Genomic DNA, 24,731 nt, shown 5'->3' on the forward strand with positions numbered 1-24,731 from the left:
TCAGTGCGCGGCGGCCTCCCAGGTGGCGCCGACGCCCACCGAGACGGTCAGCGGGGCGCGCAGCGTGGTCGCCGCGCCCATCTCCTCGCGGACCAGGTCGGTGACCTGCTCCCGCTCGCCGGGGGCCAGCTCCAGCACGATCTCGTCGTGCACCTGGAGCAGCAACCGGGAGCCCAGCCCTTCCCGGGTCAGCGCCCGGTCCACCCGGAGCATGGCGATCTTGACGATGTCGGCGGCCGTGCCCTGGATCGGCGCGTTCAGCGCCATCCGCTCGGCCATCTCCCGGCGCTGCCGGTTCGAGCTGGTCAGGTCCGGCAGGTACCGGCGCCGGCCCAACATGGTCTCCGTATAGCCCACGGCCCTGGCCTCCTCGACAGCGCGCCGGAGATAGTCCCGCACGCCACCGAAGCGCTCGAAGAACGTCTCCATCAGCCCGCGCGCCTCCTCGGGGGTGATGGCGAGCTGCTGGGAGAGGCCGAACGCGGACAGGCCGTAGGCCAGGCCGTAGCTCATCGCCTTGATCTTGCGCCGCATCTCCGCGTCCACCGCGTCCTTCGGGACGCCGAAGACCTGGGAGGCCACGGTGGTGTGCAGGTCCTCGCCCGAGGTGAACGCGTCGATCAGGCCGGCGTCCTCGGACAGGTGGGCCATCACCCGGAGCTCGATCTGGCTGTAATCCGCGGTCAGCAACGACTCGAACCCCTCGCCCACGACGAAGCCGCGGCGGATGGCGCGGCCCTCGTCCGTGCGGACCGGGATGTTCTGCAGGTTCGGGTCGGTGGAGGACAGCCGCCCGGTGGCCGCCACGGTCTGCTGGAAGGTGGTGTGGATGCGGCCGTCCGAGGCGATCGTCTTGATCAGCCCCTCCACGGTGGTGCGCATCCGGGACTGCTCCCGGTAGCGCAGCATGATCACCGGCAGCTCGTGCTCGGTCTGCGCCGCCAGCCAGACCAGCGCGTCCGCGTCGGTGGTGTACCCGGTCTTCGTGCGCTTCGTCTTGGGGAGCCCCAGCTCGCCGAAGAAGACCTCCTGGAGCTGCTTGGGCGAGCCGAGGTTGAACTCGTGCCCCACCGAGGCGTGGGCCTCGGCCACGGCCTGCTGCGCCGCGGCGGCGAACTGCTGTTCGAGGCGCTCCAGCCAGGCCCGGTCGGCGGCGATGCCGGCCCGCTCCATCCGGGCGAGCAGCGCCGAGGTGGGCAGCTCCAGATCGTCGAGCAGCTCGGCGGCACCGACGTCGCCCAGCCGGGCCCGGAACACCTCCTCCAGGTCCAGGATCGTCCGGGCGTGTCGCATCAGCGTCTCCGCCTCGGCGGCGTCGTCCGCGCCGAGGGCCAGCTGGCCGCCGCCCTCGACCGGCTGCTCCAGCTCCCGGCCGAGGAACTCCAGGCTCAGCGCGTCCAGCGCGAAGGACCGGCGGCCCGGCTGGACGAGGTACGCCGCGAGCGCGGTGTCCATGGTGACGCCGGCGAGCGGCCAGCCGTGCTCGGCGAAGGCGCGCTGCACGGCCTTGGCGTTGTGCACGACCTTGGGCTGGTCCGCGGCGCCGGCCCAGGCGGCGAAGGCCCGCTCGTCCGCCTCGTCCAGCTGCGCCGGGTCGAACCAGGCCGCGGGGCCCTCCGCGGTGGCCAGCGCCACCGCGTGCACGCTGCCGGCACCCAGCTTCCAGTCGTCGACGGTGGTCAGGCCCAGCGGCGCGCCGCCGTGCGCGGCCAGCCAGGGGGACAGCGCGCCCACGGCGAGCACTTCGCCGGCCACGGCCACGCCGTCCTCGACCGCCACGGGCTCCTCCCGCTCGGCGCCCGGGTCGACCGCGAACAGCCGCTCCCTGAGGTTCGGGTTGCGGAACTCCAGCGCGTCCAGCAGGCCGAGCAGCGCCGGGCCGTCGTACGGCTCACGGATCAGGTCGGCGGGGTCGCAGCCCAGCTCCACGTCCCGCACCAGCTCGGTCAGCACGCGGTTGAGCAGCACCGACTCCAGATGGTCGCGAAGATTCTGGCCGGCCTTGCCCTTCACCTCGGCCGCCCGCTCGGCCAGCGCCTCCAGCGAGCCGAACTGCGCGAGCCACTTGGCCGCGGTCTTCTCCCCCACCCCGGGAATGCCGGGCAGATTGTCCGAGGGGTCGCCGCGCAGCGCGGCGAAGTCCGGATACCGCTCGGGCGTAAGGCCGTACTTCTCCTCGACCTTGGCGGGCGTGAAGCGGGTGAGCTCGGAGACGCCCTTGGTCGGGTACAGCACCGTGACCTGGTCGCTGACCAGCTGGAAGGCGTCCCGGTCCCCGGTCACGATGGACACCTCGAAGCCCTCGGCCGCGGCCTGGGTGGCCAGCGTCGCGATCACGTCGTCCGCCTCGAAGCCCGAGACCGCGAACCGCCGCACCCGCATCGCGTCGAGCAACTCGCCGATCAGCTCCACCTGGCCGCGGAACTCGTCGGGCGTGGCCGACCTGGTGGCCTTGTACTCCGCGAACCGCTCGGAGCGCCACGTCACCCGGGAGACGTCGAACGCGACCGCCACATGGCTCGGCTGCTCGTCGCGCAGCGTGTTCGCCAGCATGGAGGTGAAGCCGTAGATCGCGTTCGTCGGCTGGCCGACGGTGGTCGTGAAGTTCTCCGCGGGCAGGGCGAAGAAGGCCCGGTAGGCCAGCGAATGCCCGTCCAACAGGAGCAGGCGGGGGGCGGTGGTCGTCTGCGATGCGTTCTCAGCCACGCACCCGATCCTGCCACGGACCACTGACAGCGACCCGGTTCCGGTCCACTCTCCCGCCACCTGATAGAACGCGTGCTGACCACAAGCTCCCAGCCAGCGACCGGAGTGCCTCATGGGCGAGAGCGCCAGCACCACCTTCCCGCGACAGATCCTCGACCAGTGGACCTCCCTGGGCGTGGACCTCACCGCCCTCTTCTCCGCCGGGGAGATGGGCGAGCGGATGGGCCTGAAGGTGCTCCAGGCCGCGCCCGACCGGGTCGTCGGCACGCTCCCGGTCGCGGGCAACACGCAGCCCTACGGGCTGTTGCACGGCGGTGCCACCGCCGTGCTCGCGGAGACCCTGGGCTCCGTCGGCGCCATGTTGCATGCGGGACCCAACAAGATCGCCGTGGGCGTGGACCTCAACTGCACCCACCACCGGCCGGTGCGCTCCGGGTTGGTCACCGGCGTGGCCACGCCCGCGCACGCCGGGCGCACCTCGGCCACCTACGAGATCGTGGTGACCGACGAACGGGACAAGCGGATCTGCACGGCGCGGTTGACGTGCGCGCTGCGCCCGGCGGCCCAGCCGAACCAGCCGGACCCCGCCGCCGCCCAGGAGAGCGGGGGCGGCGAGGCGGGCTAGGCTTCCGGCACCCGAATCCCGGACCCCGGGTCCGCGGGAGCCGGGACTTCCCTACTCCCGGGGCTCGTCCAGCTGGTCGAGCTGGTCCGGATCGTCCAACTCGCCGAGGTACGCCGCGCGCACCCGCGGGTCCGCCAGCAGCGTCTCGCAGATGTCGGACATCACCACGGACCCGGTCTCCAGGACGTACCCGCGGTCGGCCAGCTGCAGCGCCTGCGCCGCGTTCTGCTCGACGAGCAGCAGGGTGGTGCCCTGGTCGTTGATCTCCTTCAGGATCTCGAAGATCTGCCGCACGATCAGCGGGGCGAGGCCCATCGACGGCTCGTCGAGCAGCAGCAGCTCCGGCTTGCCCATCAGGGCCCGCCCGATGGCGAGCATCTGCTGCTCGCCGCCCGAGAGCGTGCCGCCGATCTGCTTGCGCCGCTCGGCGAGGACCGGGAACAACGAGAACACCCGGTCCAGGTCGGCCCGGTCGGGCCGGCGCAACCGGTACGCCCCCATCTGGAGGTTCTCCAGCACCGTCATCCGGGGGAACACCCGCCGGCCCTCCGGCACGTGCCCGATGCCGAACCGCACGAGCTCGTGCGAGGGGATGCCGTCGATGCGCTCTCCGTGCAGCAGCACCTCGCCCGAGCTCGGCCGCAGCATGCCGGACGCCGCCTTCAGGGTGGTGGACTTGCCCGCGCCGTTGGCCCCGAGCAGCGCCACGATCTCGCCCTCGGCGACGGTCAGGCTGATGCCCTTCAGCGCCTCGATCGCTCCGTAGCCGACCCGCAGGTCGCGCAGTTCCAGCAACGCCGGCGGCGCGTCCGCGCCCCACGCCGCGTCCTGCGGTTCCTTCTCCAGCTGGACGTCCATCAGTCCCCCTCCTCCGGCTCCGCCGACTCGTCGCTCCCGTCGGCGGCCGGCCGCTGGGCCGGCACCGCCGTCTCCCGTGCCACGTCCTCGGCCGGGGCGCCCAGGTAGGCCTCGATCACGTCGGGGTTCCGCTGCACCTCGTCCGGGCTGCCCTCGGCGATCTTCCTGCCGAAGTTGAGCACCGCCACCCGGTCGGCCACCGACATCACGAGCCGCATGTCGTGCTCGATCAGCAGCACGCTCACGCCGCGCTCGACGTTGATCCGGCGGATCAGCTCCTCCAGGTCATGCTTCTCCGTCGGATTGGTGCCCGCCGCGGGCTCGTCCAGCAGCAGCAGCTCCGGCTCCGTCGCCAGCGCGCGGGCGATCTCCAGACGGCGCTGTTCGCCGTAGCTCAGCGCGGAGGCCAGCTCGTTCAGCCGACCGCCCAGGCCGACGAACGACAGCACCGCGTGCGCCTTGCGGTCACTCTCCGCCTCGTCGCGCCGGGCGTTGGGCAGCCCCAGCATGATCGACACGGGGTCGGTCTTCTGCCGGGTCTCCACCGCGATCTTGACGTTCTCCATCGCGGTCAGGGCGCCGAACAGCCGGATGTTCTGGAAGGTGCGCGCCACGCCGAGCCGGCTGACCCGGTGCGGCTTGCGGCCGCGCAGCTCGTGCCGGCGGCCGTCGCGCGGCTGGAAGGCGATGCTGCCCTCCTGCGGCACGTACGCGCCGGTGAGCGAGTTGAACAGGGAGGTCTTCCCCGCCCCGTTCGGCCCGATCACGGCGAGGATCTCGCCGCGGCGCATCCGCAGGCTCACCCGGTCGAGGCTGGTCAGGCCGCCGAAGCGCAGGGTGACGTCGGAGGCCACCAGCACCTCGTCGGTCGCGGAGCCCGCCGCCTTCGCGGGCCCTCCGGCCTCGCTGGTCGTGGTCGTCACGCCTGTCCACCTCCCGGTCGCACGCCCAGGCCGTCGGCCGACAACGTGCCCTCCTCGGCGAGCCGTAGCTCGCGCTGGCGCCGGCGGGACGGTATCAGCCCCTGCGGCCGGTAGATCATCATGATCACCAGCACCGCCCCCAGGTACATGTACCGGTCGGCCGGATCGACGAAGTCCCGCAGCTGCTCGGGCAGCCAGATCAGCAGCGCCGCACCCGCCATCACGCCGGGGATCGACCCCATGCCGCCGAAGATGACGTACGACAGCACCAGCACGGAGAACAGCACGACGAACATCTCGGAGTTGATGAAGCCCGACTTGCCCGCGTAGATCACGCCGGCGACGCCCGAGGTGGAGGCCCCGATGGCGAACGCCATCAGCTTGAACCTGACGGTGTCCACGCCGGTCGACGCGGCCGCGACCTCGTCCTCCCGGATCGCGGTCCAGGCGCGGCCGACCCGCGAGTGCTCGAGGCGGAGGAAGAGGAAGACGATCACCACGGCGCAGCCGAGCTGCAGCCAGTAGTACGGCACCGGGTCCAGGCCCCAGGTATAGGAGAGGAAGCCCAGGTCCACCGAGAAGTCGTCCACCGTCTCCGGCGCCGTGCCGCGGGTGCCGCCGGAGAACTCCGGCCAGTTGCGCGCGAGGAGGTAGACGATCTCGTGGAAGCCGAGGGTGACGATCGCCAGGTAGTCGCCGCGCAGCCGCAGCGTGGGCGCGCCCAGCAGCACGCCGGCGATCAGGCAGGTGACCACCGCGATGGGGATCACCAGGAAGGTGTTCACCTCGATCGGCGGCTTCGCCGGCAGCGCGCCCGTCCAGAAGGCCGCGCTGTAGGCGCCGATCGCGAAGAACGCGATGAAGCCGAGGTCCAGCATGCCGGCCCAGCCGATCACCACGTTGAGGCCGATCGCCAGCAGCACGTAGACGCCGATCTGGTCGACCAGCACCTGCTGCCAGTACGTCGCCACCATCAGCGGCAGCACGGCCAGGAACGCCAGGCCCAGCGCCAGGGCGACCATCCGGTAGCTCCGGTGCAGGCGCAGTGCCTCGGCCACGCTCCGGACCGACCGGATGACCATCACCGGTGCCCAGAAGTGGATCAGTCCGTAGTGGGGCGCGTTCTCCGTGCTGGCCCACATGTCAGCGGGTCGGCGCACCGGGAGCGCGGCCTCCTGCTTGACCTGCCCGACGAAGCGGGACACCACCCCGTGCAGGAACTCCCGGATCAGCCAGATGCCCAGGAACACGCCCACCCAGATCGCGGTGTTCGGCCCCGTGACGTTGTTCTTCAGCGCCGCGAACAGGTCGTTCCTGACGCCCTGCTCTCCGGTGACCTGGGCCACCACCACGGCCGTCGCGAGCAGCGCGGCCAGCCGTCGCCACCGGGGCTGCTGGTGCCAGGCGACATGGCGCAGCCGCGCCGCGGAGGGGCGCTTCTCGCCGCCGCTGCCGCCCTTGGCCAGCACCGTCTCCGTGCTCATGCCGTCCTCCCCACGCGCTCACCGAGAATGCCCGTCGGGCGGAACATCAACACCAGGACCAGCACGGCGAACGCGCCCACGTACCGCCAGGCGTCGCTGGACAGCTCGACCGTGAACGCCTCCACGACGCCCAGCGTCAGGCCGCCGAGCATCGCGCCCCGCACGTTGCCGATGCCGCCGAGCACCGCCGCGGCGAACGCGGTGATGCCGGGCAGGAACCCCATCGTGTACTCGACCTGCAGGTTGGTGCCGAAGAGGAAGCCGGCCACGCCGCCCATCAGGCCGCCCAGGACGAACGTCCGGGACACCACCTTGTCGATGTCGACGCCCATCAGCGACGCGACCTCGGCGTCCTGGGCCACGGCGCGGATGCCGGCCCCGAGCTTGGTGCGGTTCACCACGAAGTCGACGCCGACCAGCATCAGCACCGCGGACACCAGGATGAGTGTCTGCGTGATGCTGATCCCGGTGCCGAAGAGCGTGAACAGCCGCCTGTTGTCGTACATCTCCGGCATGGGGATCGGATAGCGACCGAAGAGCTTGCCCGCCAGGTTGTAGAGGAAGAAGGAGGCGCCGACGGCGGTGATGAGGAACACCAGGCGGGGTGCGTGGCGCCGGCGCAGCGGCCGGTACGCCGCCTTCTCCAGGCCGAACGCGATCGCGCCGCCGAGCAGCGCACCGGCGAGCATGCCCAACAGGATGTAGAGGAAGGACTGGAACCCCGACGGATCGGCGACGGGTTCGACGAGCGTGAGGGCGATCAGGCCCCCGAAGCCCCCGGCCATGAAGACCTCGCTGTGCGCGAAGTTCAGCAGCTGGAGCACGCCGTAGACGAGCGTGTAGCCGATGGCGATGACGGCGTAGAGCGAGCCGAGCACCAGGCCGAGGACGAGGACTTCCCAGATATCAGAAAGCGACATGGACTGACTTCCTTGTGGGAACGAGCGGGTGGCGCACGGGGCGACGCGGCCGGTGTGGTGCGCCCACACCGGCCGCCGAAGTCGGGTCGCCCTAGCTGCCAGCCACCTCGCTGGTCTCGCCGAGGTAGCCGATCTCGCCGCCCTCGACCTGGTAGAAGTAGATGGCCTCGTTCTCGAACTCGCCGGTGTCGTCGAAGCTGAACGTCTTGGTCAGCCCCTCGTACTCGGCACCGGCCAGGGCCTCGTACAGCTCCTCGCGGGACGGGTCGCCCCCGAGTTCGGCGATCTGCTCGATGATCATGTTCGCCACGTCGTAGGACTCGGCCGAGTAGGTGCCGGGAGCGACGTCGTACTCCTCCTGGTACCGCTGGGCGAACTCCTCGGTGGCGGCGTTCTCGTTGGCGTCCGTGCACGGGCAGGTCAGGTACCAGCCCTCGGCCGCGTCGCCCGCCAGGTTGACGAACTCGCTGTCGTTCGAGCCGTCACCGGAGATGCCGATGCCGTCGTAGCCGGCCTCGTCGAGCCGGGTGGCGAACGGCCCGAGGTCGGCGTAGTAGCCCGCGTAGATCACGGCGTCCACGCCGGAGTCCACCACGGTCCTCGCCGCGCTGCCGTAGTCCACGGTGTCGTCGGGAACGCTCTCCCGCTGCACGTTGAGCCCGGCGTCCCGCAGGCTGGACTCGGCGACACCGGCCAGGCCCTCGCCGTAGGCGGTGACGTCGTCGATCACCATGACCGACTCGACGCCCTCCTGGGTGGACAGGAACTCGGCCATGGCGGCGCCCTGGGCGTTGTCGTTGGGCACCGCGCGCAGGAAGGTCGGGAACTCCTGCTGGGTCAGCGTGGGGTCGGTCGCCGAGCTGGAGATCGCGGTGAGGCCGGCCTCGCCGTAGAGCGGGGCGGCCACGTTGGCCGGGCCGGAGAAGGCCGGGCCGATCACCGCGACGACGCTGGTGTCGTCGATGGCGAGCTGCGCCGCGGTGTTGGCCTGCCCCTCCACGCCGCCGTCGTCGGCCGGGAAGTACTCGAGCTCGAAGTCGTACTCGCCGGAGGCATTGGCCTCCTGGATGGCGAGCTGAATACCGCGCTCCATGTTCTCGCCAAGCCCGACGTTATCGCCCGAAAGCGGACCCTGGAAGCCGATTTTGATGCTTCCGTCACCTCCCCCACCTCCGCAGCCGGTGAGCAGGAGCGTGCTGGCGGCGACGGGTATCGCGAGCCTCACGATGGTTTTGTTGAACACTTCGAAAACCCCCTGGAGCGGGCCCAGTCATGTCGTCGCCGCACAGTTCACATGCACACACATGCGAACCACGGCACACGGGTGCGGCGTGCAGCGGAATCTATTGCCCCGCGCGCTCCACAGACACGCCGCGGCGACAGTTGTGATCGCCTCGTGACCTCCGCCACATGCCGGAAACAGAACACGACCAACCGGTGAGCGGACGATCCGGCCAAGATCGACTCAACCCGGGCCCATCTCGGGGGACGCCGAAATCGGACGCCCGGCGCCGGCTATTTCTGCTTCTGCTGCTTCTTCTCGGCGGCGTCCTGGATGACCGCCTCGGCCACCTGATGCATCGACAGGCGGCGGTCCATGGAGGTCTTCTGGATCCATCGGAACGCGGCGGGCTCGGTCAGCCCGTACTGCGTCTGCAGGACACTCTTGGCGCGGTCCACGAGCTTCCTGGTCTCCAGCCGCTGGGCGAGGTCGGCGACCTCGGCGCTCAGCGTCCTGAGCTCGTTGAACCGCGAGACGGCGATCTCGATGGCGGGCACCACGTCGCTCTTGCTGAACGGCTTCACGAGGTACGCCATGGCCCCGGCGTCCCTGGCCCGCTCCACCAGGTCGCGCTGGGAGAACGCGGTCAGCATCAGCACCGGGGCGATGTTCTCGGCGGCGATCTTCTCGGCCGCCGAGATGCCGTCCATCACCGGCATCTTCACGTCGAGGATCACCAGGTCGGGGCCCAGCTCCCGGGCCAGCTCCACGGCGCGCTCGCCGTCTCCCGCCTCCCCGACGACCGTGTAGCCCTCCTCCTCCAGCATCTCCTTCAGGTCGAGCCGGATCAGCGCCTCGTCCTCCGCGATGACGACGCGGGTGGTGTGCGGCGGGACATGAGCGCTGTCGTCTCCGGCCTCGGCCGGAGCGGGGTTCTCGTCGGGGACGTCGGGGGTGCTCACGTTGCTCCTCGGTATGTGCCGGGCTGGGCACCATCGAGGGTACCCAGCTGAGGTACGCTAGGGGACACGGAGAAGCCGTGAGCCTTGGATTCGAAAGCCCCGGTAGCCCAATTGGCATGAGGCGATGCTCTCAAACAGCATACAGTGTGGGTTCGAGTCCCACCCGGGGCACTTACAGCTACGATTCCAAGGTGAAGCCGGTATCTCGATAGCCGGTATCCGCGCGATGGAAACGGTGGAATTCGCCCCGCGCTATCCCGTCTTCCCGTCGCGCGGCCCGTCGCCGGGCAGGGTGGCTCCCGGAATCTCGTACTCCTGCCGCCGGCCACACATCCCGTAGCCCGCCTCGCGGGTGGGTCCGGAGGTGTGCAGCGCCGCCTCCCACAGATGTCCCGCGTCGCCCGCCGCGAGCCCGTCCAGATGCCGCGCGGTGGCCTCGGCCGCCGCGAGCGGTCCGGCCCGCCAGCGTTCGCGCCAGGTCGGGACCCGCGGGCCGACCAGCCGGGCGGCCGCCGCGTAGAAGGCGCGGAGCGGTTCCGTGTCGCCGGACCGCACGGCCTCGCGCAGGGTCAGGTAGCCCTGTACCGCCAGGTCGCGGCGGCGCCGGGCCGGCTCCTCCACCTCCGGCCCCTCCCGGCCCGGCAGGGCCGCGGCGGCGGCGTACCGCTCCGGGTCGGCGAGCACCTCGGGCGGGAAGGTGAAGACGGCGTCGCCCGCCTCGGGCAGGCCGCTGTTCTGCATCAGGACGGTGATCTTCAGGTCCCCGCCGTTGACCATCCGGTGGATGGTGCCGGGGGTGAACCACGCGACCACGCCGGGCCGCAGCGGGGTCTCGGTGTAGCCGGCCGGGGTGAGGGTCTGCACGGCCCCCTCCCCTGCGGTGACGACGTACGCCTCGGTGCACGCCAGGTGGATGTGCGGGCTGCCGCCGCAGACGCCGTCGGTCGCGAGCCAGTCGTAGGCGCTGATGTGGGAGAGTCCCACCGCGCCGGGGAGCGGGTTGTCCAGGGTCATACCGTGCGTCCTTGTTACCAGGGGTGATTCTTGAGGTGGTTCTCGATACGGGCGGCGTCCCAGGCGCCGTCGGCCACCACGATGCGGTAGCGGAAGGCGAAGGACTCCTCGGGGGCCAACGCGAACTCCTCGAAGAAGGCCCACGAGAAGGCCACGGTCGGCGTCGCGCCGGAGCGGACGAACCAGTGCGAGGGGTGGATCGCGGTCTCCCCCAGGTTCTCCGGGGCGTGCGCGAAGACGAGGGTGGTGTGCGCGTCGACGTCGTCTCGCTCCGCCGTGAACCCGAGCCAGGGGGCGTCGGCGACGGGGGTGCCCATGGTCTCCTCGTCGGTGCTGGGCCCGGCGGGGGTCACCACCTGGCCGCCGGCGAAGTCCCGCGGGCCGCGCCAGTGCAGGCCCGTGTAGCCGGCCATCTCCCGCCCCGCGGTGGTGGGGCTGCCGAAGTGCAGCGCCTCGCCGCGGACGTTCGTGAGGTGGATGGACCAGTCCAGGGCCCACGCGCCCTCGGCGGGCTCCACGGAGTGGATGGTGACGGTGCGGGACTCCCTGGCCCACTCCTCGCCGCCGTGGTTGAGCCAGGTGAGGTCCTCGGCGATCGCCACCCGGTCGCCGTCGGGCGCGGGCGCCTCGATGCGCGGGAAGCCGTCGTGCCGCATGGAGCCGACCCGCTCCTCGACCCGCTGGTAGCCGACGTCGGGGTTGAGGTACGAGTTGCCGCCCCAGAAGTTCTGTCCGGAGACGTGGCTGGCGGTCATCTGCACGCCCTTGTGCCACCGGTGGTCGTTGGGCCGGTAGCCGGTGACCAGGTTGCCGGCGAGGGTGCGCACCGGATGGGCGTAGGGCTTACGGGACTCGAAGGCCTCCGGGTCGGGGCGGTAGACGTACGTCAGGATCTCGGTGCCGTCGGCGGCGACGGTGATGCGCTCGCCGTGCGTGTGGGTGGCGGTGAGCTGCGCGGTCACTGCTCGGTCTCCTCAACTGCCGGTGGGTGCCTGCGTCGGCTCGGGCGCCGGCGGCGCCCAGTCGGGGTGGTCGCCGTGCATGGCGGCGTAGTAGGGGTCTCCTGAGGTGATCTCGCCGGCCCGCACCGTCCGGCCGGTGAACGCCGCCTTGTACAGGGCGGCGTTGAACTCCAGGGTGCGCCGGGCGTCCGCGCCGCTGCTCGACGGGCGGGCGCCCTGCCGGAACGCGGCGAGCAGGCTGGCCAACTGCGCCGCGTGCGAGCTGGGCAGATCGGACGCGGGGGTGCGCCAGCGGGCGACGCGTGCCTCGTCGTCGAGGCCGGGGCGCGGGGTGTAGACCCAGTCCTCGTTGCGGTGGCCGTAGAGGTGGGTCAGCTCCACGGTGGCCTCGGCGCAGTCGATCCGGATCCGGCTGACCTGCTGGGGCGATATCACGCTGTTGACCACGGTGGCCACCGCGCCGTTGGCGAAGCGCACCAGCGCGGTGGCCACGTCCTCGCTCTCCACGTCGTGGACCAGCCGGGCGGTGAGGGCGCGGACCTCGGACCAGTCCCCGAGCAGGTGCAGCAGCAGGTCGGTCTGGTGGATGCCGTGGCCCATGGTGGGGCCGCCGCCCTCGGTGCTCCACCGGCCGCGCCACGGGACCTTGTAGTACGCGGCGTCCCGGTACCAGGTGGTCTGGCAGTGCGCGACGTGTGGCCGGCCCAGCTCACCCGAGGAGATCAGCTCGCGGGCGTGCACCGCGCCGGAGCCGAAGCGGTGCTGGAAGACCACCGAGGCGAACGCCCCCGAGGACTTCTCCGCGTCGGCGATCTCGTCGAACTCGGCGAGGGAGAGGCACAGCGGCTTCTCGCACCAGACCCAGGCGCCGGCGCTCAGCGCGGCCAGCGTCTGCTCGTGGTGCAGGTTGGGCGGGGTGCCGATCAGCACCAGGTCGGGCCGCTGTTCGGCCAGCATCGTGGCCAGCTCCCGGTAGCCGGCGACCGGCCCCGCGTCGCCGTCGAACCCGGCCTCGGCGGCGGCCGCCTGGAAGGCGGCGAGCCGCCCGTCGTCGACGTCCACGGCCCCGACGAGTTCGACCTCGGCGGCGTGGGCGGCGAGCGCGGGCAGGTGGGCGTGGGTGACGATGCCTCCGGTGCCGACGACGGCGGCGCGGACGCGGGTGGTCGACGGTGCGGGGTCAGCCATGCGGTGCGACTCCAGGCTGCGGTGGCAGGGCGCCGCAGTAAGCGCTTTCGTTCCGGTCGTCCGAAGCCAATCACGCGACGCCCTGGCATGACAAGAGGGGGCCGGCCCGACGGACGGGCCGGCCCTCTGGGAACGGGGCGCGCGGGACGGCGCTCAGCTCGGGGAGTCGTCCTCGCCCACGTGGTGCACCCGGACGAGATTGGTGGTGCCGGGCGTGGCCGGCGGCGAACCCGCGGTCATCACCACGATGCCGCCCTTGCGGCACCGGCCGAGCCGCAGCAACTGCTCGTCCATCTGCGCGACCATCTCGTCCGTGGTCTGGACGGTGGGCACCAGATAGGTCTCCACGCCCCAGGTGAGGGTGAGCTGTGCGTGCGTGGCGGGGTCGGGCGTGAAGGCGACCACCGGGATCGGCGACCGGTACCGGGAGAGCCGGCGGGCGGTGTCGCCGCTCTGGGTGAAGGCGACGAGCAACTCGGCGCCCAGGAAGTCGCCGATCTCGGCGGCGGCCCGGGCCACCGCCCCGCCCTGGGTGCGGGGCTTGCTGCTCTCGGTCAACGGCGACAGGCCGCGGGAGAGCATGTCCTCCTCGGCGGCGACCACGATCCGGCTCATGGTGCGGACCGTCTCGACCGGATACCGGCCGACGCTGGTCTCGCCGGAGAGCATCACCGCGTCGGTGCCGTCCATGACGGCGTTCGCGACATCGGACGCCTCGGCGCGGGTCGGCCGGGAGGACTCGATCATCGACTCCAGCATCTGGGTCGCGACGATGACCGGCTTGGCGTTCCGCTTGGCGAGCTTGACCGCGCGCTTCTGCACCATCGGCACGGCCTCCAGCGGCACCTCGACGCCGAGGTCACCACGGGCGACCATGATCCCGTCGAAGGCGCCGACGATGTCCTGGAGGTTCTCCTCGGCCTGCGGCTTCTCGATCTTGGCGATCACCGGGAGGAAGCGGCCCTCCTCGGCCATCACCCGGTGCACGTCCTTGATGTCGTCGCCGCTGCGCACGAAGGAGAGGGCGATGATGTCCACGCCGGTGCGCAGCGCCCAGCGCAGGTCCTCGATGTCCTTGGTGGAGAGCGCCGGGACGGAGACCGCGACGCCCGGCAGATTGATGCCCTTGTGGTCGGAGACCAGGCCGCCCTCGACGACCCGGGTGTGCACCTCCGAGCCGTCCACGGCGGTGACGTCGAGCGCGACGCGGCCGTCGTCGATGAGAATGCGCTCGCCCGGCGCCACGTCACCGGCGAGTCCGGAATACGTGGTTCCACAACGGTGCTGGTCGCCGGGAACCTCGGCGGTGGTGATGACGAATTCGTCCCCGCGTTCGAGGAGGACGGGTCCTTCCTGGAAGCTGCCGAGCCGGATCTTGGGCCCCTGGAGGTCCGCGAGAATTCCGATGCTGCGCCCTTTTTCCTGGGCGGCGCGGCGCACCCGCTGGTACCGCAACTCGTGCTCGCGGTGGCTGCCATGGCTGAGGTTGAGGCGGGCGACATCCATACCCGCCTCGACCAGGTCCGCGATGCGCTCATATGAGTCAGTCGCAGGCCCAAGTGTGCAGACGATTTTTGCTCGACGCATACGGCAACCCTAGGAGTTACCACTGAGTAGAGAGCTATCCGAAAGTGACGAGCGGGAGACCCGGATTTAAATAGGCACCGACAATTCTCAGAATGAGCGCAAACTCGCTCCTTTGAGCTGAGCGGGCACCCGCGGCTCTCTCGGTCCCCGCCGCTCGCCGGTGTCCCGGCGCAGTCCGAACGTGGTGAACGCGGACCGCTCGGGCAGCGGATAGCGCTCCTCGCCGGTGAGCGTGTTCAGGATGGTGGCGCTGCGGTGCGCGATCAGGCCGAGATCGGGGGCGCCCACGCCGTGGGTGTGGCGCTCCGCGTTCTGCACGAAGACGGTGCCGGTGATCTCGGGGGCGAGTGCCAGCCGGTACCGGGCGTCGACGACCGGACGGCCGGCGGCGTCCCGGCGCGGGTCGAGCGCGGCCAGCAGCGGGGCGAGCGGCCGCTCCCGGTATCCGGTGGCGAGCACCACGGCGTCGGTGACCAGGCGGCTGCGCTCGCCCTGTTCGGCGTGGTCCAGGTGGAGCTCGATCCGGGTGGTGCCGACCCGGCCCGCGGTCCGGACGGCGACGCCGGGGGTGAGCACGGCGTCGGGCCAGCCGCCGCCGACGGAGCGCCGGTAGAGCTCGTCGTGGATGGCGGCGAGGGTGTCGTGGTCGATCGCCTTGTGCAGCTGCCACTGGCGCGCCACGAGCTGGTCCCTGACCGGCTCGGGGAGGGCGTGGAAGTACCGCGTGTAGTCGGGGGTGAAGTGCTCCAGGCCCAGCTTGCTGTACTCCATGGGGGCGAACGCGGGGGTGCGGGCGAGCCAGTGCAGCCGCTCGCGGCCCGGCGGCCGGTGGCGCAGCAGGTCGAGGAAGATCTCGGCGCCCGACTGCCCCGAACCGACGACGGTGACGTGCTCGGCGGCCAGGAGGCGTTCCCGGTGGTCGAGGTAGTCGGCCGAGTGCACCACGGGCGAGGTGGCGACCCTGGCCAGCGACCGCAGCGGCTCGGGCACGTGCGGGGCGGTGCCGATGCCGATGGCCAGGTGCCGCGCGTACACCCGGGTGTCGGCGGCCCCCTCGTCATCGGGTCCGGTGACGTCGACCTCGAAGACCGCCGGCTCCGGGTTCCACCGGACGGCGTCCACCTCGTGCCGGAAGCGCAGCCCGGGCAGCCGCTCGCTGACCCAGCGGCAGTACGCGTCGTACTCCGCGCGCGGGCTGTGGAACCGCTCGGCGAAGTAGAAGGGGAACAGCCGCTCGGTGTGCCGCAGGTAGTTGAGGAAGCTCCACTCGCTGGTCGGGTCGACGAGGGTGACCAGGTCGGCGAGGAACGGCACCTGGAGCGTGGTGCCGTCGATGAGCAGTCCGGGGTGCCAGTGGAACGCCGGGCGCCGCTCGAAGCACGCGGTGGTCAGGTCCGGCAGCGGGTGGGCGAGCGCGGCGAGCGAGAGGTTGGCCGGGCCGATGCCGACGCCGAGGAGGTCGAGCGGCTGCTCGGGCGTGGTGCCTGGCTCAGCGGCGGTCATGGGCGGGGACCTCTCCATGGTGCGCGTGGTCGAGGACGAGCTTGACGAGCGCGGCCAGGTCGCTGGCCTGGGCGTGCGGGTTCAGCAGGGTGGCCTTGAGCCAGAGCACCGGCGGGCCCTCCGGATCGGCCGGGTCGTGGGCCGTGGCCCGGCCGAGCACCGCGCGGCCGTCGGCGAGCAGCCGGCGGCGGATGGCGGCGACCTGCGGGTCGTCGGCGCCGGTGGGGCGGAACAGCACGGTGCTGATGGTGGGTCGGGCGTGCAGCCGCAGGCACGGCTCGGCGGCGACCAGATCGGCCAACTCCTCGGCGGCGGCGCACGTCGCGTCGACGAGGGCGCCGAGCCCGGCGCGGCCGAGCGCCCGCAGGGTGACGGCGATCTTCAGCACGTCGGGGCGGCGGGTGGTGCGCAGCGAGCGGCCCAACAGGTCGGGCAGGCCGGCCGCGGTGTCGTCCTCCGCGTTGAGATAGTCGGCGCTGTGGTCCAGGGGGCGGAGGGTGGCCGCGTCGGGGACGGTGAGCAGGCCGGCCGCGGCCGGCTGCCAGCCCAGCTTGTGCAGGTCGAGGGCGACGGTGTCGGCGCGGTCCAGGCCGGCGAGCCGGGCGGCCAGGGCGTCGCTGAACAGCAGCGGGCCGCCGTAGGCCGCGTCGACGTGCAGGGCGGTGGGCCGGCCGGTGGCGCGGCGGTCGGCGACCGCGTCGGCGAGCGGCACCAGCGGGTCGACGGCGCCGGTGTCGGTGGTGCCGGCGGTGGCCACCACCAGGGCCGGGGAGTCGGCCGGCAGGCCGGCCAGCGCGGCGCGGACGCCGGCGGCGTCGAGCACGCCCCGCGGGGTGGGCAGCACGACGGGCTCGGGCAGGCCCAGCAGCCACGTCGCGCGGTGCACGCTGTGGTGGGCGTTGGCGCCGCAGATCACGGTGAGTCGGATGCCGTGCGCCTCGCGGGCGAGCAGCGCGCCCAGCAGGTTCGACTCGGTGCCGCCGGTGGTGACCAGGGCGTCGGGCGCCGGTCCTCGCGGGTGCACGAGGGCGGCGAGCTCGCGGGTCAGTCGCTCCTCCAGGACGGAGGCCGCCGGGGCCTGGTCCCAGGAGTCGAGGGAGGGGTTGAGCGCGCTGGCGGCCAGGTCGGCGGCGGCGGCGAGGGCCAGCGGCGGGCAGTGCAGATGCGCCACGCAGTGCGGGTCGGCCGGATCGGCGGCGCCCTCGGCGAGCGCCTCGATCTGCTCGCGGAGCGCGGCCTCGCCGCCGACGCCCTGCTCGGGCAGGAACGGGCCCAACGCGGCGACACGGCGGGCGACGGCGTCGGGTCCGCCCGGCGGCAACGGGCCGCCCCGGGCTGCGGCGCCGTCGGCGAGCGCGGCGAGCACGACGTCGAGCAGCGGGCGCAGGGCCCGCGGGCCTCCGGCGCCACCCGCGAGCAGGCCGGGATCGGGCGGGGCGGGCATGACGGCAGCCTCTCTCGAGCGGGTGATGGGGTGAGGCCGATGACGACTACGCGCCCCAAGTTACGTCAAAGATAGGCATGTTGACGGAGTGGTGGCACACGCTTCGCCCGAACGAGTGAACGATGGGGAGCGTGTGACCAGGGAGGCTTCAGGAGGCGGCCGAGGCGTCGCTCCCGGTGCCCTCGTACGCCTCGCGGGCGTCGAGCAACTCCTCCCAGTGCTCGCTGGCCCAGAGGCAGGCGGCCTCCATCGGTTCCAGGAGGCTGCGGCCGAGCGGGGTGAGCTCGTACTCGACGTGCGGCATGGGTCCCGGATGCACGGTCCGGCTGACCAACCCGTCGCGCTCCAGCGCGCGGAGCGAGCCGGTGAGCACCTTGGGCGTGACCCGGCGCAGCGGCACCCGGAGTTCCGAGAAGCGGCGGGGCCCGCTCTCCAGGCACCGGATGACCAGGGCCGCCCACTTGTCGCCGAAGCGGATCGGAACGAGGGAGGAGGGGCACGCCTCGTCGAACATGTCCGCGTCGAGGGGCTTTCTGCGTGAACGCGTCGCGTCCGTCTGCCTCATGAGCCCACGATAGGTCGCGCCCGGAGGGGGCGGGAATGGCGAGGTGCCGGGTCCCGGGCGGTATCCGGGAGGTAACCGGTCGCCCGGTTAGCGTCCGCGGGTGGCCGGCCGCCGGGGCCGGCCCGACGCGAGGAGTGTGAGCGATGAGCGGGATCGTGGTGTTCGGCGCGGGTGGTCGGGCCGGGCGGCGGCTGGTGGCGGAGGGGCGACGGCGCGGGCACGAGGTGACCGCCGTGGTGCGGGACCCGGCGGGCCACCCCGGGTTGGCGGCCGACGGGGTCCGGGTGGTGGCGGGCGACGCCACCGACCCGGCCGGCGTCGCGGCGGCGGCCGACGGCCGGGACGTGATCGTCTCGGCGGCGGCGGTCTACGGCGCCGGCACGGATCCGGACGCGTTCTTCACGGCCTCGTCCCGCGCGCTGCTGGCCGCGGCGCGGCGGCCCGGCGTGCGCCGGCTGGTCGTGGTCGGGCTCTCGGCGCTGCTCGCCGACGGCGCGGGCACGCCGTTGCTCGACTCCGCCGGGATCCCCGCGGAGGCCCGGCCGTTCTGCCTGGCGCACGGCGCCGGTCTGGAGCTCCTGCGGGCCGAGGGCGCCGACGTGGACTGGCTCTACGCCAGCCCCGCCGGCGACTTCGACCACGACGGGGAGCGCACCGGACGCTACCGCGTCGCCGAGGCCGGGGACCTGGCGAGCCGGATCAGCTACCAGGACTTCGCGGTGGCGCTGCTCGACGAGATCGAGACGCCGCGGCACCACCGCACGCACCTGGCCCTCACCGCGGACTGAACGCCCGCCCGCGCGGCGACGTGCGCCGGCTCACCCCCACTGGGCCCGCACCCGGAGCGCGCGGCGCAGGTCGTCGAGCTGGTCGGCGAGGCCACGGCGGAGCGCGGCGGTCGGGGCGTCGCCGGCCAGGCACTCCTCGGCGAGCCGGAGCGTCTCCTGCTCGGTGAACGGCAGCGGGAAGGCGTACCGGGTCCCCGCCTGGGCCAGGGCGTGCCCGCGGCGGGCGGCCAACTCGACGGCGGCCGGGAAGAACCGGGGCAGGTAGGGGGCGAGCAGCGCGCGCTGCTCGTGCTGCCAGAAGCCCTGGGCGGTGGCGGTGAAGAGGTAGTTGGAGAGCCGGTCGGCCGGGTCGAACATGGCCTCCCAGGCCTCCGCCTTGGCGGCCTCGTCGGGCAGCGCGGCGCGGCAGCGGGCGGCGCCCTCCTCCCCGATGGAGCTGGGGTCGCGCTCCGCCTCGGCCCGGATCTCCTCCGTCGTGGTGGCGCCCAGCACGGCGAGGCGGTGCAGAAGCCGCCAGCGCAGCTCGTTGTCCAGCTCCGGGCCTCCGGGCACGGTGCCGGCCCGCCACCAGTCGCGGATCTCGCCCGGTTCGGTGGCGTTGTCGATGAGCGCCCGGGCGGCGACCAGCCGGCGGTCGGGTGCGGCGTCGGGCACCAGCAGTTCGCGCGCCACGGCGCCGAGCCCGGCCAGCGCCGCCGGTCGCTGGGCCGGGTCGAGGTAGCGGTCGGCGATGTGTCCCCGGGCGAAGCCGAAGACGCCCTGGATCAGGGGGATGCCGGGCTCCCTGGCCAGCGAGTCGCGGACCGCCTCCAGGTAGTCGGCCGGGGCCAGCGCGCCCTCCCGCACCATGTCGCGGGCCGCGTTCCACACCACCGTGCGGCTCAGCGGTTCGGGGAGCGAGGACACGGCGCGTCGGGCGGTGTCCCAGGAGCCGGCGTCCAGCCGGACCCTGGCGTAGCTGAGGTCGCCGTCGTTGACGATCAGCAGGTCGGGGCGCGCTCCCGGGAAGTCGTGCGTGGTCGTGGACTCGTCGGCGGCCAGTTCGAGCTCGCGCCGCTCGCGCACGACCACCCTGGTGCGGTCGTCGGGCGCGACGTCGTACGCGCCGAGGCGCAGCCGGTGCGGGCGGCCGCCGGCGTGCGCCAGGCGCAGCCGCCAGCCCGCCGTGGCCGCGTCGCCGCCGTCCGCGATCTCCGGGGTGAGCGTGTCCGGGCCCGCGGTGCGCAGCCAGGAGTCGGCCCAGGCGGGCACGTCGCGGCCCGACGCGTCGGCCATGGCGCCGATGAAGTCGGCGAGCGTGGCGTTGCCGAACCGGTGCCGGGCGAAGTGCAGGTTGACGCCGGCCAGGAAGGTCTCCTCGCCGAGCCAGGCGACGAGTTGACGGAGCGCCGAGGCGCCCTTGGCGTAGGAGATGCCGTCGAAGTTGAGCCAGGCGGACGCGGTGTCCGGGACGTCCTCGGGCGCCGGCGCCACGGGGTGGGTGGAGGGACGCTGGTCGGCCTCGTAGCCCCAGGGCTTGCGCATCACGGCGAAATCGGTCCAGGGCTGGTAGTCGGTGGCCTCGGTGAGGATCTGGTACCCCATGTACTCGGCGAACGACTCGTTCAGCCAGACGTCGTCCCACCAGCGCAGGGTGACCAGGTCCCCGAACCACATGTGGGCCATCTCGTGGGCGATGACGGTGCCGCGCACCTCCCGCTCGGCCTCGGTGACGGCGGAGCGGAAGACGAACTCCTCGCGGAAGGTGACGAGCCCGGGGTTCTCCATGGCGCCGTAGTTGAACTCCGGCACGAACGCCTGGTCGTAGGAGTCGAACGGGTAGGGCTCGTCGAAGACCTGGTGGTAGCGGTCGAAGCAGCGCCGGGTGATGTCGAGGATCTCCTCGGCGTCCTTGTCCAGGTGCTCGGCCAGCGAGCGGCGCACGTGGAGGCCGAAGGGCAGCCCCGCGTGCTCGGTGCGCACCGAGTGGTACGGGCCCGCGGCGACGGCGACCAGGTAGCTGCTGATGGGCGGGGTGGTGGCGCAGCGCCAGTGGCCCGGCTGGTCGGGGACCCGGGTGGCGACGCCGTTGCCCAGCACCGTCCACTCCTCGGGGGCGACGACGGTGACGTCGAACCTGGCCTTGAGGTCGGGCTGGTCGAAGGCGGCGAAGACCCGCGGCCCGTCGGACAGGCAGCACATGGAGTAGAGGTAGGTGAGGCCGTCGGCCGGGTCGGTGAAACGGTGGATCCCCTCCCCCGTGTGCGAGTAGGCCATGTCGGCGGTGACCCGCAGCTCGTGCGCGCCCGCGGCGAGACCGGTCAGCGGAAGCCGGCCGTCGACGAGCGTCCCGGGGTCGAGCTCGGCGCCGTCCAGCGTGGCCGCGCGCAGGGTGACGGGGAGCACCTCGACGAAGGTGTCGCCGGCCTCCCGGGCGGTGAACCGGATGGTGGTCCACGACGCGAAGGTGTCGGCGCCGCCGGTGACGTCGAGTTCGACGGCGTAGTGGTGCACCTCGATGAGCCGGGCACGGGCTTCCGCTTCGTCGCGGGTCAGGATCGCCATGGGCTCCATGGTGCAACAGCGCGGCCGGCCGCGATGGGCCGGGGCACCCGTGGCCCGGAACGGCGTCCCGGTTCCGGAACAGTGGTGTAGACCTTGACGGTTGACGTGTTCACTCCTAAGAACGAGGTCTGTACCAATGGCCGGCGTATTCCGGCGGCCGTTGTCAGCCCTGTCAACCTGGATGTGATTCCCTTGCGATCCCCACAACGTCGCCGGATCCTCGGCACGCTCATCGCGCTGTCCTCCCTGGGCATCCTCGGTACCGCGGCGGCCGCTCCGGCCCCGACCCCCACAGCGGCCCCCACCCCCCACGCCACCCTGGGCGTCGCCCCGTACCTCTACAACGGCTGGGGCGACCCGCCGGACCCGACCACGGTGATGAACGCGACCGGGGTACGGAACTTCACCCTCGCGTTCGTCCTCAGCAACGGCTACTGCACCCCGCGGTGGGACGGCTCCCGCCCGCTCACCGGCGGCGTGGACGAGCAGACCATCAACGCCGTCCGGGCCGCGGGCGGCGACGTCGTGCCGTCCTTCGGCGGCTGGAGCGGCAACAAGCTGGAGAGCTCCTGCGCCACCGCGGCGGAACTGGCCGCGGCCTACCAGACGGTCATCGACGCCTTCGGCCTGACGGCCATCGACATCGACCTGGAGGCGGAGGCGTACGACGACCCCGCCACCCAGCAGCGCACGGTGGACGCGCTGTCCACCGTGAAGGCGAACAACCCGGGCCTCGAGGTCTACGTCACCATCGGCACCGGCCAGAGCGGCCCCGACACCAGCCTGATCGACCGGGCCGCGGCGGCCGGGCTGACCGTGGACGCCTGGACCATCATGCCGTTCAACTTCGGCGGTAACGGCCAGAACATGGGCGACCTCTCGGTCGGCGCCGCCGAGGGCCTCAGGTCGGCGCTGATGGCGGCCTACGGCTACTCGGCGGAGGAGGCCTACAGCATGATGGGCATCTCCTCGATGAACGGCACCACCGACGTCGGCGAGACCATCACCGTGGCGGACTTCGAGACGATGCTCGCCTACGCGCAGGAGCACCAGATCGCGCGGCTGACCTTCTGGTCGGTCAACCGCGACCGCCCCTGCACCGGCGGCGCCACGGACTCGTGCTCCGGCGTGGACCAGACCGACTGGGAGTTCACCAGCGTCTTCGCGCGCTACACCGGCAGCTGAGGCCGCGGCCGGCCGCGGCGCCGGCCGACGGGCCGGCCGCGCCCCGTCATTCGGGGGGCCGGCCCGTGGCCGTGCTCGCCAGCGTCTCGTGGTGCCTGATCACCTCGGCGATGATGAAGTTCAGCAGCTTCTCGGCGAACGCCGGGTCGAGCTTGGCGCTCTCCGCGAGCTGGCGCAGCCGGGTGATCTGCCGGGCCTCCCTGGCCGGGTCGGCCGCCGGGAGCTGGTGGACCGCCTTGAGCCGGCCGACGCGCTGGGTGCACTTGAAGCGCTCGGCGAGCATGTGGACGACGGCGGCGTCGATGTTGTCGATGCTGTCGCGGAGCTGGACCAGCTCGGCGCGCACGCCCTCGTCGAGGCCGTCGATGGCGTTACCGGGGCCGCTGTTCATGTGACCAGCTTATGCTGCGGGAGTGATCGTGACGGCCGAGGTCACCACCTGGACAGCGGTTCGCCGCCGCCGGGCGAGGTCCGGCCTGAGTGCGGCGGGCCGCCGACCGTGACCGCGCCGCCGTTCCCGCGGCTGGAACTGGTGCGGGACGCGCTCGCCAGGCTGTACCGGGGCCTGGGCGGCGACCGGGTGCGCGGCTTCGCGGTGAGCGTGCTGCCGGCCCAGGTGGCGTGGGACGAGGACGAGGATCCGGCGGCGGCGGTGCGGCGGATCGTCCGGGTCATGGCGGAGCATCTGGGGCTCCCGCCGGCCCCGGTCTCGGTGCGGTTCCTGGCCATGGCGGAGGCGGCCTGGGTGGAGCTGGCCGAGGGGCCCGGCTACGCGGTCGACCTGCACGAGCGGTTCGCCGGCGAGCGGCGGGACCTCGGGGCGGTGCTGGCGCACGAGATGACCCACGTCTTCCTGCACCGGGCCGGGCTGTCGGTGCCGGACACCGAGGAGAACGAGGTGCTCACCGACACCGCGGCCAGCTATCTGGGCGCGGGCTGGCTGCTGCTCGACGCCTTCCGCGAGGACGCGCTGTCCACCCAGCGGCTCGGCTACCTCACGCCGGAGGAGTTCGGGTACGTGCTGGCCAAACGAGCCGACGCGTTCGGCGAGGACCCGCGGGTGTGGTTCACCAGCCCCCAGGCGTACGAGGCGTACGGCCGGGGGCGGGCGCTGGCCGCGCGGGACGCCGGCCGGCCGCCGCTGGCGGCGGCCGGTCCCGCCGCCCGGGCCGGGTACGCCGCGCGGCGGACGCTCGCGCTGCGGGCCGAGGCCCCGGCCGGCGGCGCGTCGTACGCGTTCGAGCCGGGCGCCGCGGGCGGGCCGGCCCACGTGACGTTCGACTGTCCGGTGTGCTGCGGGCGGCTGCGGCTGCCCGTCCGCGGCCGGCTGCGGGCCCGCTGCGGCCGGTGCGGCACGGTGCTGGACTGCGACACGTGACCCCGGCCGCCGGGCCGGCCGGCGCCGGGTGGCTCAGGCCGGGCGGGCGGCGGCGAGCCAGTCGCGGTACGTCGTGGGCGCGATGCGGGCGTCGTCCGGCGCGGTGAGGACGTCGCCCCTGACCTCGGCGAACATTCCCGCGGTGTCGTCGGTGACCACGGAGCGCCCGTCCGCCCTGGCGGTCAGGGTGATCCTGCCGAGCTCGTCGAGCGGATAGACGTCGGGACCCGCGACGTTGCGAACGCCGTTCAGCGGCGGGCCCGCGGCGACCTCCGCGACGGCGGCCGCCACGTCGGCCGCGGCGATCGGCTGGATCGGCGTCCGCGGCAGGCGCACGGTCTCGCCGTCGGCGGTCCAGGACATCACCGCGTTGACGAACTCCATGAACTGCGTGACCCGCACGATCGAGTACGCGACGGGGCCGTTCCGCAGCGCGTCCTCCTGGAGCAGCTTGGCCCGGTAGTAGACCAGCTCGGGCACCTGGTCGACGCCGACGATGGAGAGGACGACGACGTGCCCGACGCCCGCGCCGGCGCTCGCGGCGAGGATGTGGTCCATCGACGTCCGGAAGAAGTCGGGCGACGCGTCGTCGAAGGTCGGGGAGTTCGTGAGGTTGACGACGACGTCCGCGCCGGCGACGGCGTCGTCGAGGCCCTTCCCCGTGATGACGTCCACCCCGGTCGACAGGGCGTGCGGCACGGCCTCGTGCCCGGCCGCGGTGAGGTCGCGCACGACCTGCGAGCCGATCAGGCCGGTGCCGCCGATGACTGCGATTCTCATGCGCTCTCCTCGGTCCGGGGCGGACGTCGTCCGCTTCGCGGGCAGCAGGATACTCGGACAATACCTGTCCGAGTCAACCGCGCCTCCGTGGTT

At 72.6% G+C, this 24,731-nt stretch carries 20 protein-coding genes, 1 tRNA gene and 1 pseudogene; 5 read left to right on the forward strand and 17 right to left on the reverse strand.

Annotated elements, in window-relative coordinates:
- The gene (polA, locus tag ABGB06_RS20275) at positions 1–2,706 is read right to left on the reverse strand and encodes a DNA polymerase I (protein WP_347591347.1); all 2,706 of its coding nucleotides are present in this window, start codon (positions 2,704–2,706) and stop codon (positions 1–3) included.
- 112 nt (positions 2,707–2,818) lie between these two features.
- On the opposite strand from polA, the gene ABGB06_RS20280 reads away from it, so the two are divergent.
- Positions 2,819–3,331, forward strand: coding sequence for a hotdog fold thioesterase (locus tag ABGB06_RS20280; RefSeq protein ID WP_347591349.1), 513 nt, complete (start codon positions 2,819–2,821; stop codon positions 3,329–3,331).
- Between the two features lie 51 nt (positions 3,332–3,382).
- Here the strand turns inward: ABGB06_RS20280 and ABGB06_RS20285 are convergent, their stop codons facing one another.
- The 6 genes from ABGB06_RS20285 to ABGB06_RS20310 form a co-directional block, all read right to left on the reverse strand.
- On the reverse strand, positions 3,383–4,189 hold the full coding sequence (locus tag ABGB06_RS20285; RefSeq protein WP_347591351.1) for an ABC transporter ATP-binding protein: 807 nt from the start codon (positions 4,187–4,189) through the stop codon (positions 3,383–3,385).
- Positions 4,189–5,112: an ABC transporter ATP-binding protein gene (locus ABGB06_RS20290; RefSeq protein WP_347591353.1), complete on the reverse strand. Its 924-nt coding sequence runs from the start codon at positions 5,110–5,112 to the stop codon at positions 4,189–4,191. The genes ABGB06_RS20285 and ABGB06_RS20290 overlap by 1 nt, the downstream gene beginning before the upstream one ends.
- Positions 5,109–6,596, reverse strand: coding sequence for a branched-chain amino acid ABC transporter permease (locus tag ABGB06_RS20295; RefSeq protein WP_347591355.1), 1,488 nt, complete (start codon positions 6,594–6,596; stop codon positions 5,109–5,111). The genes ABGB06_RS20290 and ABGB06_RS20295 overlap by 4 nt, the downstream gene beginning before the upstream one ends.
- The gene (locus ABGB06_RS20300; RefSeq protein WP_347591357.1) at positions 6,593–7,516 is read right to left on the reverse strand and encodes a branched-chain amino acid ABC transporter permease; all 924 of its coding nucleotides are present in this window, start codon (positions 7,514–7,516) and stop codon (positions 6,593–6,595) included. Before ABGB06_RS20300 ends, ABGB06_RS20295 begins: the two co-directional genes overlap by 4 nt.
- Positions 7,517–7,607: 91 nt before the next feature.
- The gene (locus tag ABGB06_RS20305; protein ID WP_347591360.1) at positions 7,608–8,741 is read right to left on the reverse strand and encodes a branched-chain amino acid ABC transporter substrate-binding protein; all 1,134 of its coding nucleotides are present in this window, start codon (positions 8,739–8,741) and stop codon (positions 7,608–7,610) included.
- Positions 8,742–9,031: 290 nt separating this feature from the next.
- Complete coding sequence (locus ABGB06_RS20310; RefSeq protein ID WP_347591362.1) at positions 9,032–9,700, reverse strand: response regulator; 669 nt, start codon at positions 9,698–9,700, stop codon at positions 9,032–9,034.
- A 96-nt stretch (positions 9,701–9,796) separates the two neighbouring features.
- Between ABGB06_RS20310 and ABGB06_RS20315 the strand changes: the two genes are divergently transcribed.
- Positions 9,797–9,871 (forward strand) — tRNA-Leu (locus ABGB06_RS20315).
- Positions 9,872–9,952: 81 nt separating this feature from the next.
- Here ABGB06_RS20315 and ABGB06_RS20320 read toward each other — a convergent pair.
- From ABGB06_RS20320 to ABGB06_RS20350, 7 genes are all read right to left on the reverse strand, one after another.
- The gene (locus ABGB06_RS20320; RefSeq protein WP_347591364.1) at positions 9,953–10,714 is read right to left on the reverse strand and encodes a cupin domain-containing protein; all 762 of its coding nucleotides are present in this window, start codon (positions 10,712–10,714) and stop codon (positions 9,953–9,955) included.
- 14 nt (positions 10,715–10,728) lie between these two features.
- Positions 10,729–11,676, reverse strand: a complete 948-nt coding sequence (locus ABGB06_RS20325; protein ID WP_347591366.1) for a PmoA family protein — start codon at positions 11,674–11,676, stop codon at positions 10,729–10,731.
- Between the two features lie 12 nt (positions 11,677–11,688).
- Positions 11,689–12,864 (reverse strand): Gfo/Idh/MocA family oxidoreductase, encoded by a 1,176-nt coding sequence (locus tag ABGB06_RS20330; protein ID WP_347591368.1) that lies wholly within the window; start codon positions 12,862–12,864, stop codon positions 11,689–11,691.
- Between the two features lie 153 nt (positions 12,865–13,017).
- Complete coding sequence (pyk, locus tag ABGB06_RS20335; protein ID WP_347591370.1) at positions 13,018–14,451, reverse strand: pyruvate kinase; 1,434 nt, start codon at positions 14,449–14,451, stop codon at positions 13,018–13,020.
- A gap of 87 nt (positions 14,452–14,538) precedes the next feature.
- Positions 14,539–15,954 (reverse strand): SidA/IucD/PvdA family monooxygenase, encoded by a 1,416-nt coding sequence (locus tag ABGB06_RS20340; RefSeq protein ID WP_347591372.1) that lies wholly within the window; start codon positions 15,952–15,954, stop codon positions 14,539–14,541.
- Entirely contained in the window at positions 15,941–17,398 is a 1,458-nt protein-coding gene (locus ABGB06_RS20345; protein ID WP_347591374.1) for a pyridoxal-dependent decarboxylase, read from the reverse strand. Before ABGB06_RS20345 ends, ABGB06_RS20340 begins: the two co-directional genes overlap by 14 nt.
- Before the next feature lie 148 nt (positions 17,399–17,546).
- Positions 17,547–17,963, reverse strand: coding sequence for a helix-turn-helix domain-containing protein (locus tag ABGB06_RS20350; RefSeq protein WP_347591376.1), 417 nt, complete (start codon positions 17,961–17,963; stop codon positions 17,547–17,549).
- A gap of 143 nt (positions 17,964–18,106) precedes the next feature.
- Here ABGB06_RS20350 and ABGB06_RS20355 point away from each other — a divergent pair, with 143 nt between their 5' ends.
- A complete protein-coding gene (locus ABGB06_RS20355) occupies positions 18,107–18,751 on the forward strand; it encodes an NAD(P)H-binding protein (protein ID WP_347591378.1) in 645 nt (214 codons plus the stop codon).
- A gap of 30 nt (positions 18,752–18,781) precedes the next feature.
- On the opposite strand, the gene pepN is transcribed toward ABGB06_RS20355, so the two are convergent.
- Positions 18,782–21,295 (reverse strand): aminopeptidase N, encoded by a 2,514-nt coding sequence (gene pepN, locus ABGB06_RS20360; RefSeq protein WP_347591380.1) that lies wholly within the window; start codon positions 21,293–21,295, stop codon positions 18,782–18,784.
- 324 nt (positions 21,296–21,619) lie between these two features.
- Between pepN and ABGB06_RS20365 the strand changes: the two are divergent.
- Positions 21,620–22,480, forward strand: a pseudogene (locus ABGB06_RS20365) (chitinase); the annotation flags it as partial.
- A gap of 46 nt (positions 22,481–22,526) precedes the next feature.
- Here ABGB06_RS20365 and ABGB06_RS20370 read toward each other — a convergent pair.
- On the reverse strand, positions 22,527–22,871 hold the full coding sequence (locus tag ABGB06_RS20370; RefSeq protein ID WP_347591382.1) for a chorismate mutase: 345 nt from the start codon (positions 22,869–22,871) through the stop codon (positions 22,527–22,529).
- A 108-nt stretch (positions 22,872–22,979) separates the two neighbouring features.
- Here ABGB06_RS20370 and ABGB06_RS20375 point away from each other — a divergent pair, with 108 nt between their 5' ends.
- On the forward strand, positions 22,980–23,858 hold the full coding sequence (locus ABGB06_RS20375; protein WP_347591384.1) for a hypothetical protein: 879 nt from the start codon (positions 22,980–22,982) through the stop codon (positions 23,856–23,858).
- Positions 23,859–23,891: 33 nt separating this feature from the next.
- Here ABGB06_RS20375 and ABGB06_RS20380 read toward each other — a convergent pair whose 3' ends face one another.
- Positions 23,892–24,638, reverse strand: a complete 747-nt coding sequence (locus tag ABGB06_RS20380) for an NAD(P)H-binding protein (RefSeq protein ID WP_347591386.1) — start codon at positions 24,636–24,638, stop codon at positions 23,892–23,894.
- Between the last annotated feature and the right edge of the window lie 93 nt (positions 24,639–24,731).

This window comes from Streptomyces sp. B6B3 (genome assembly GCF_039871525.1).
In the GTDB taxonomy this organism is placed as follows: Bacteria; Actinomycetota; Actinomycetes; order Streptomycetales; family Streptomycetaceae; genus Streptomyces.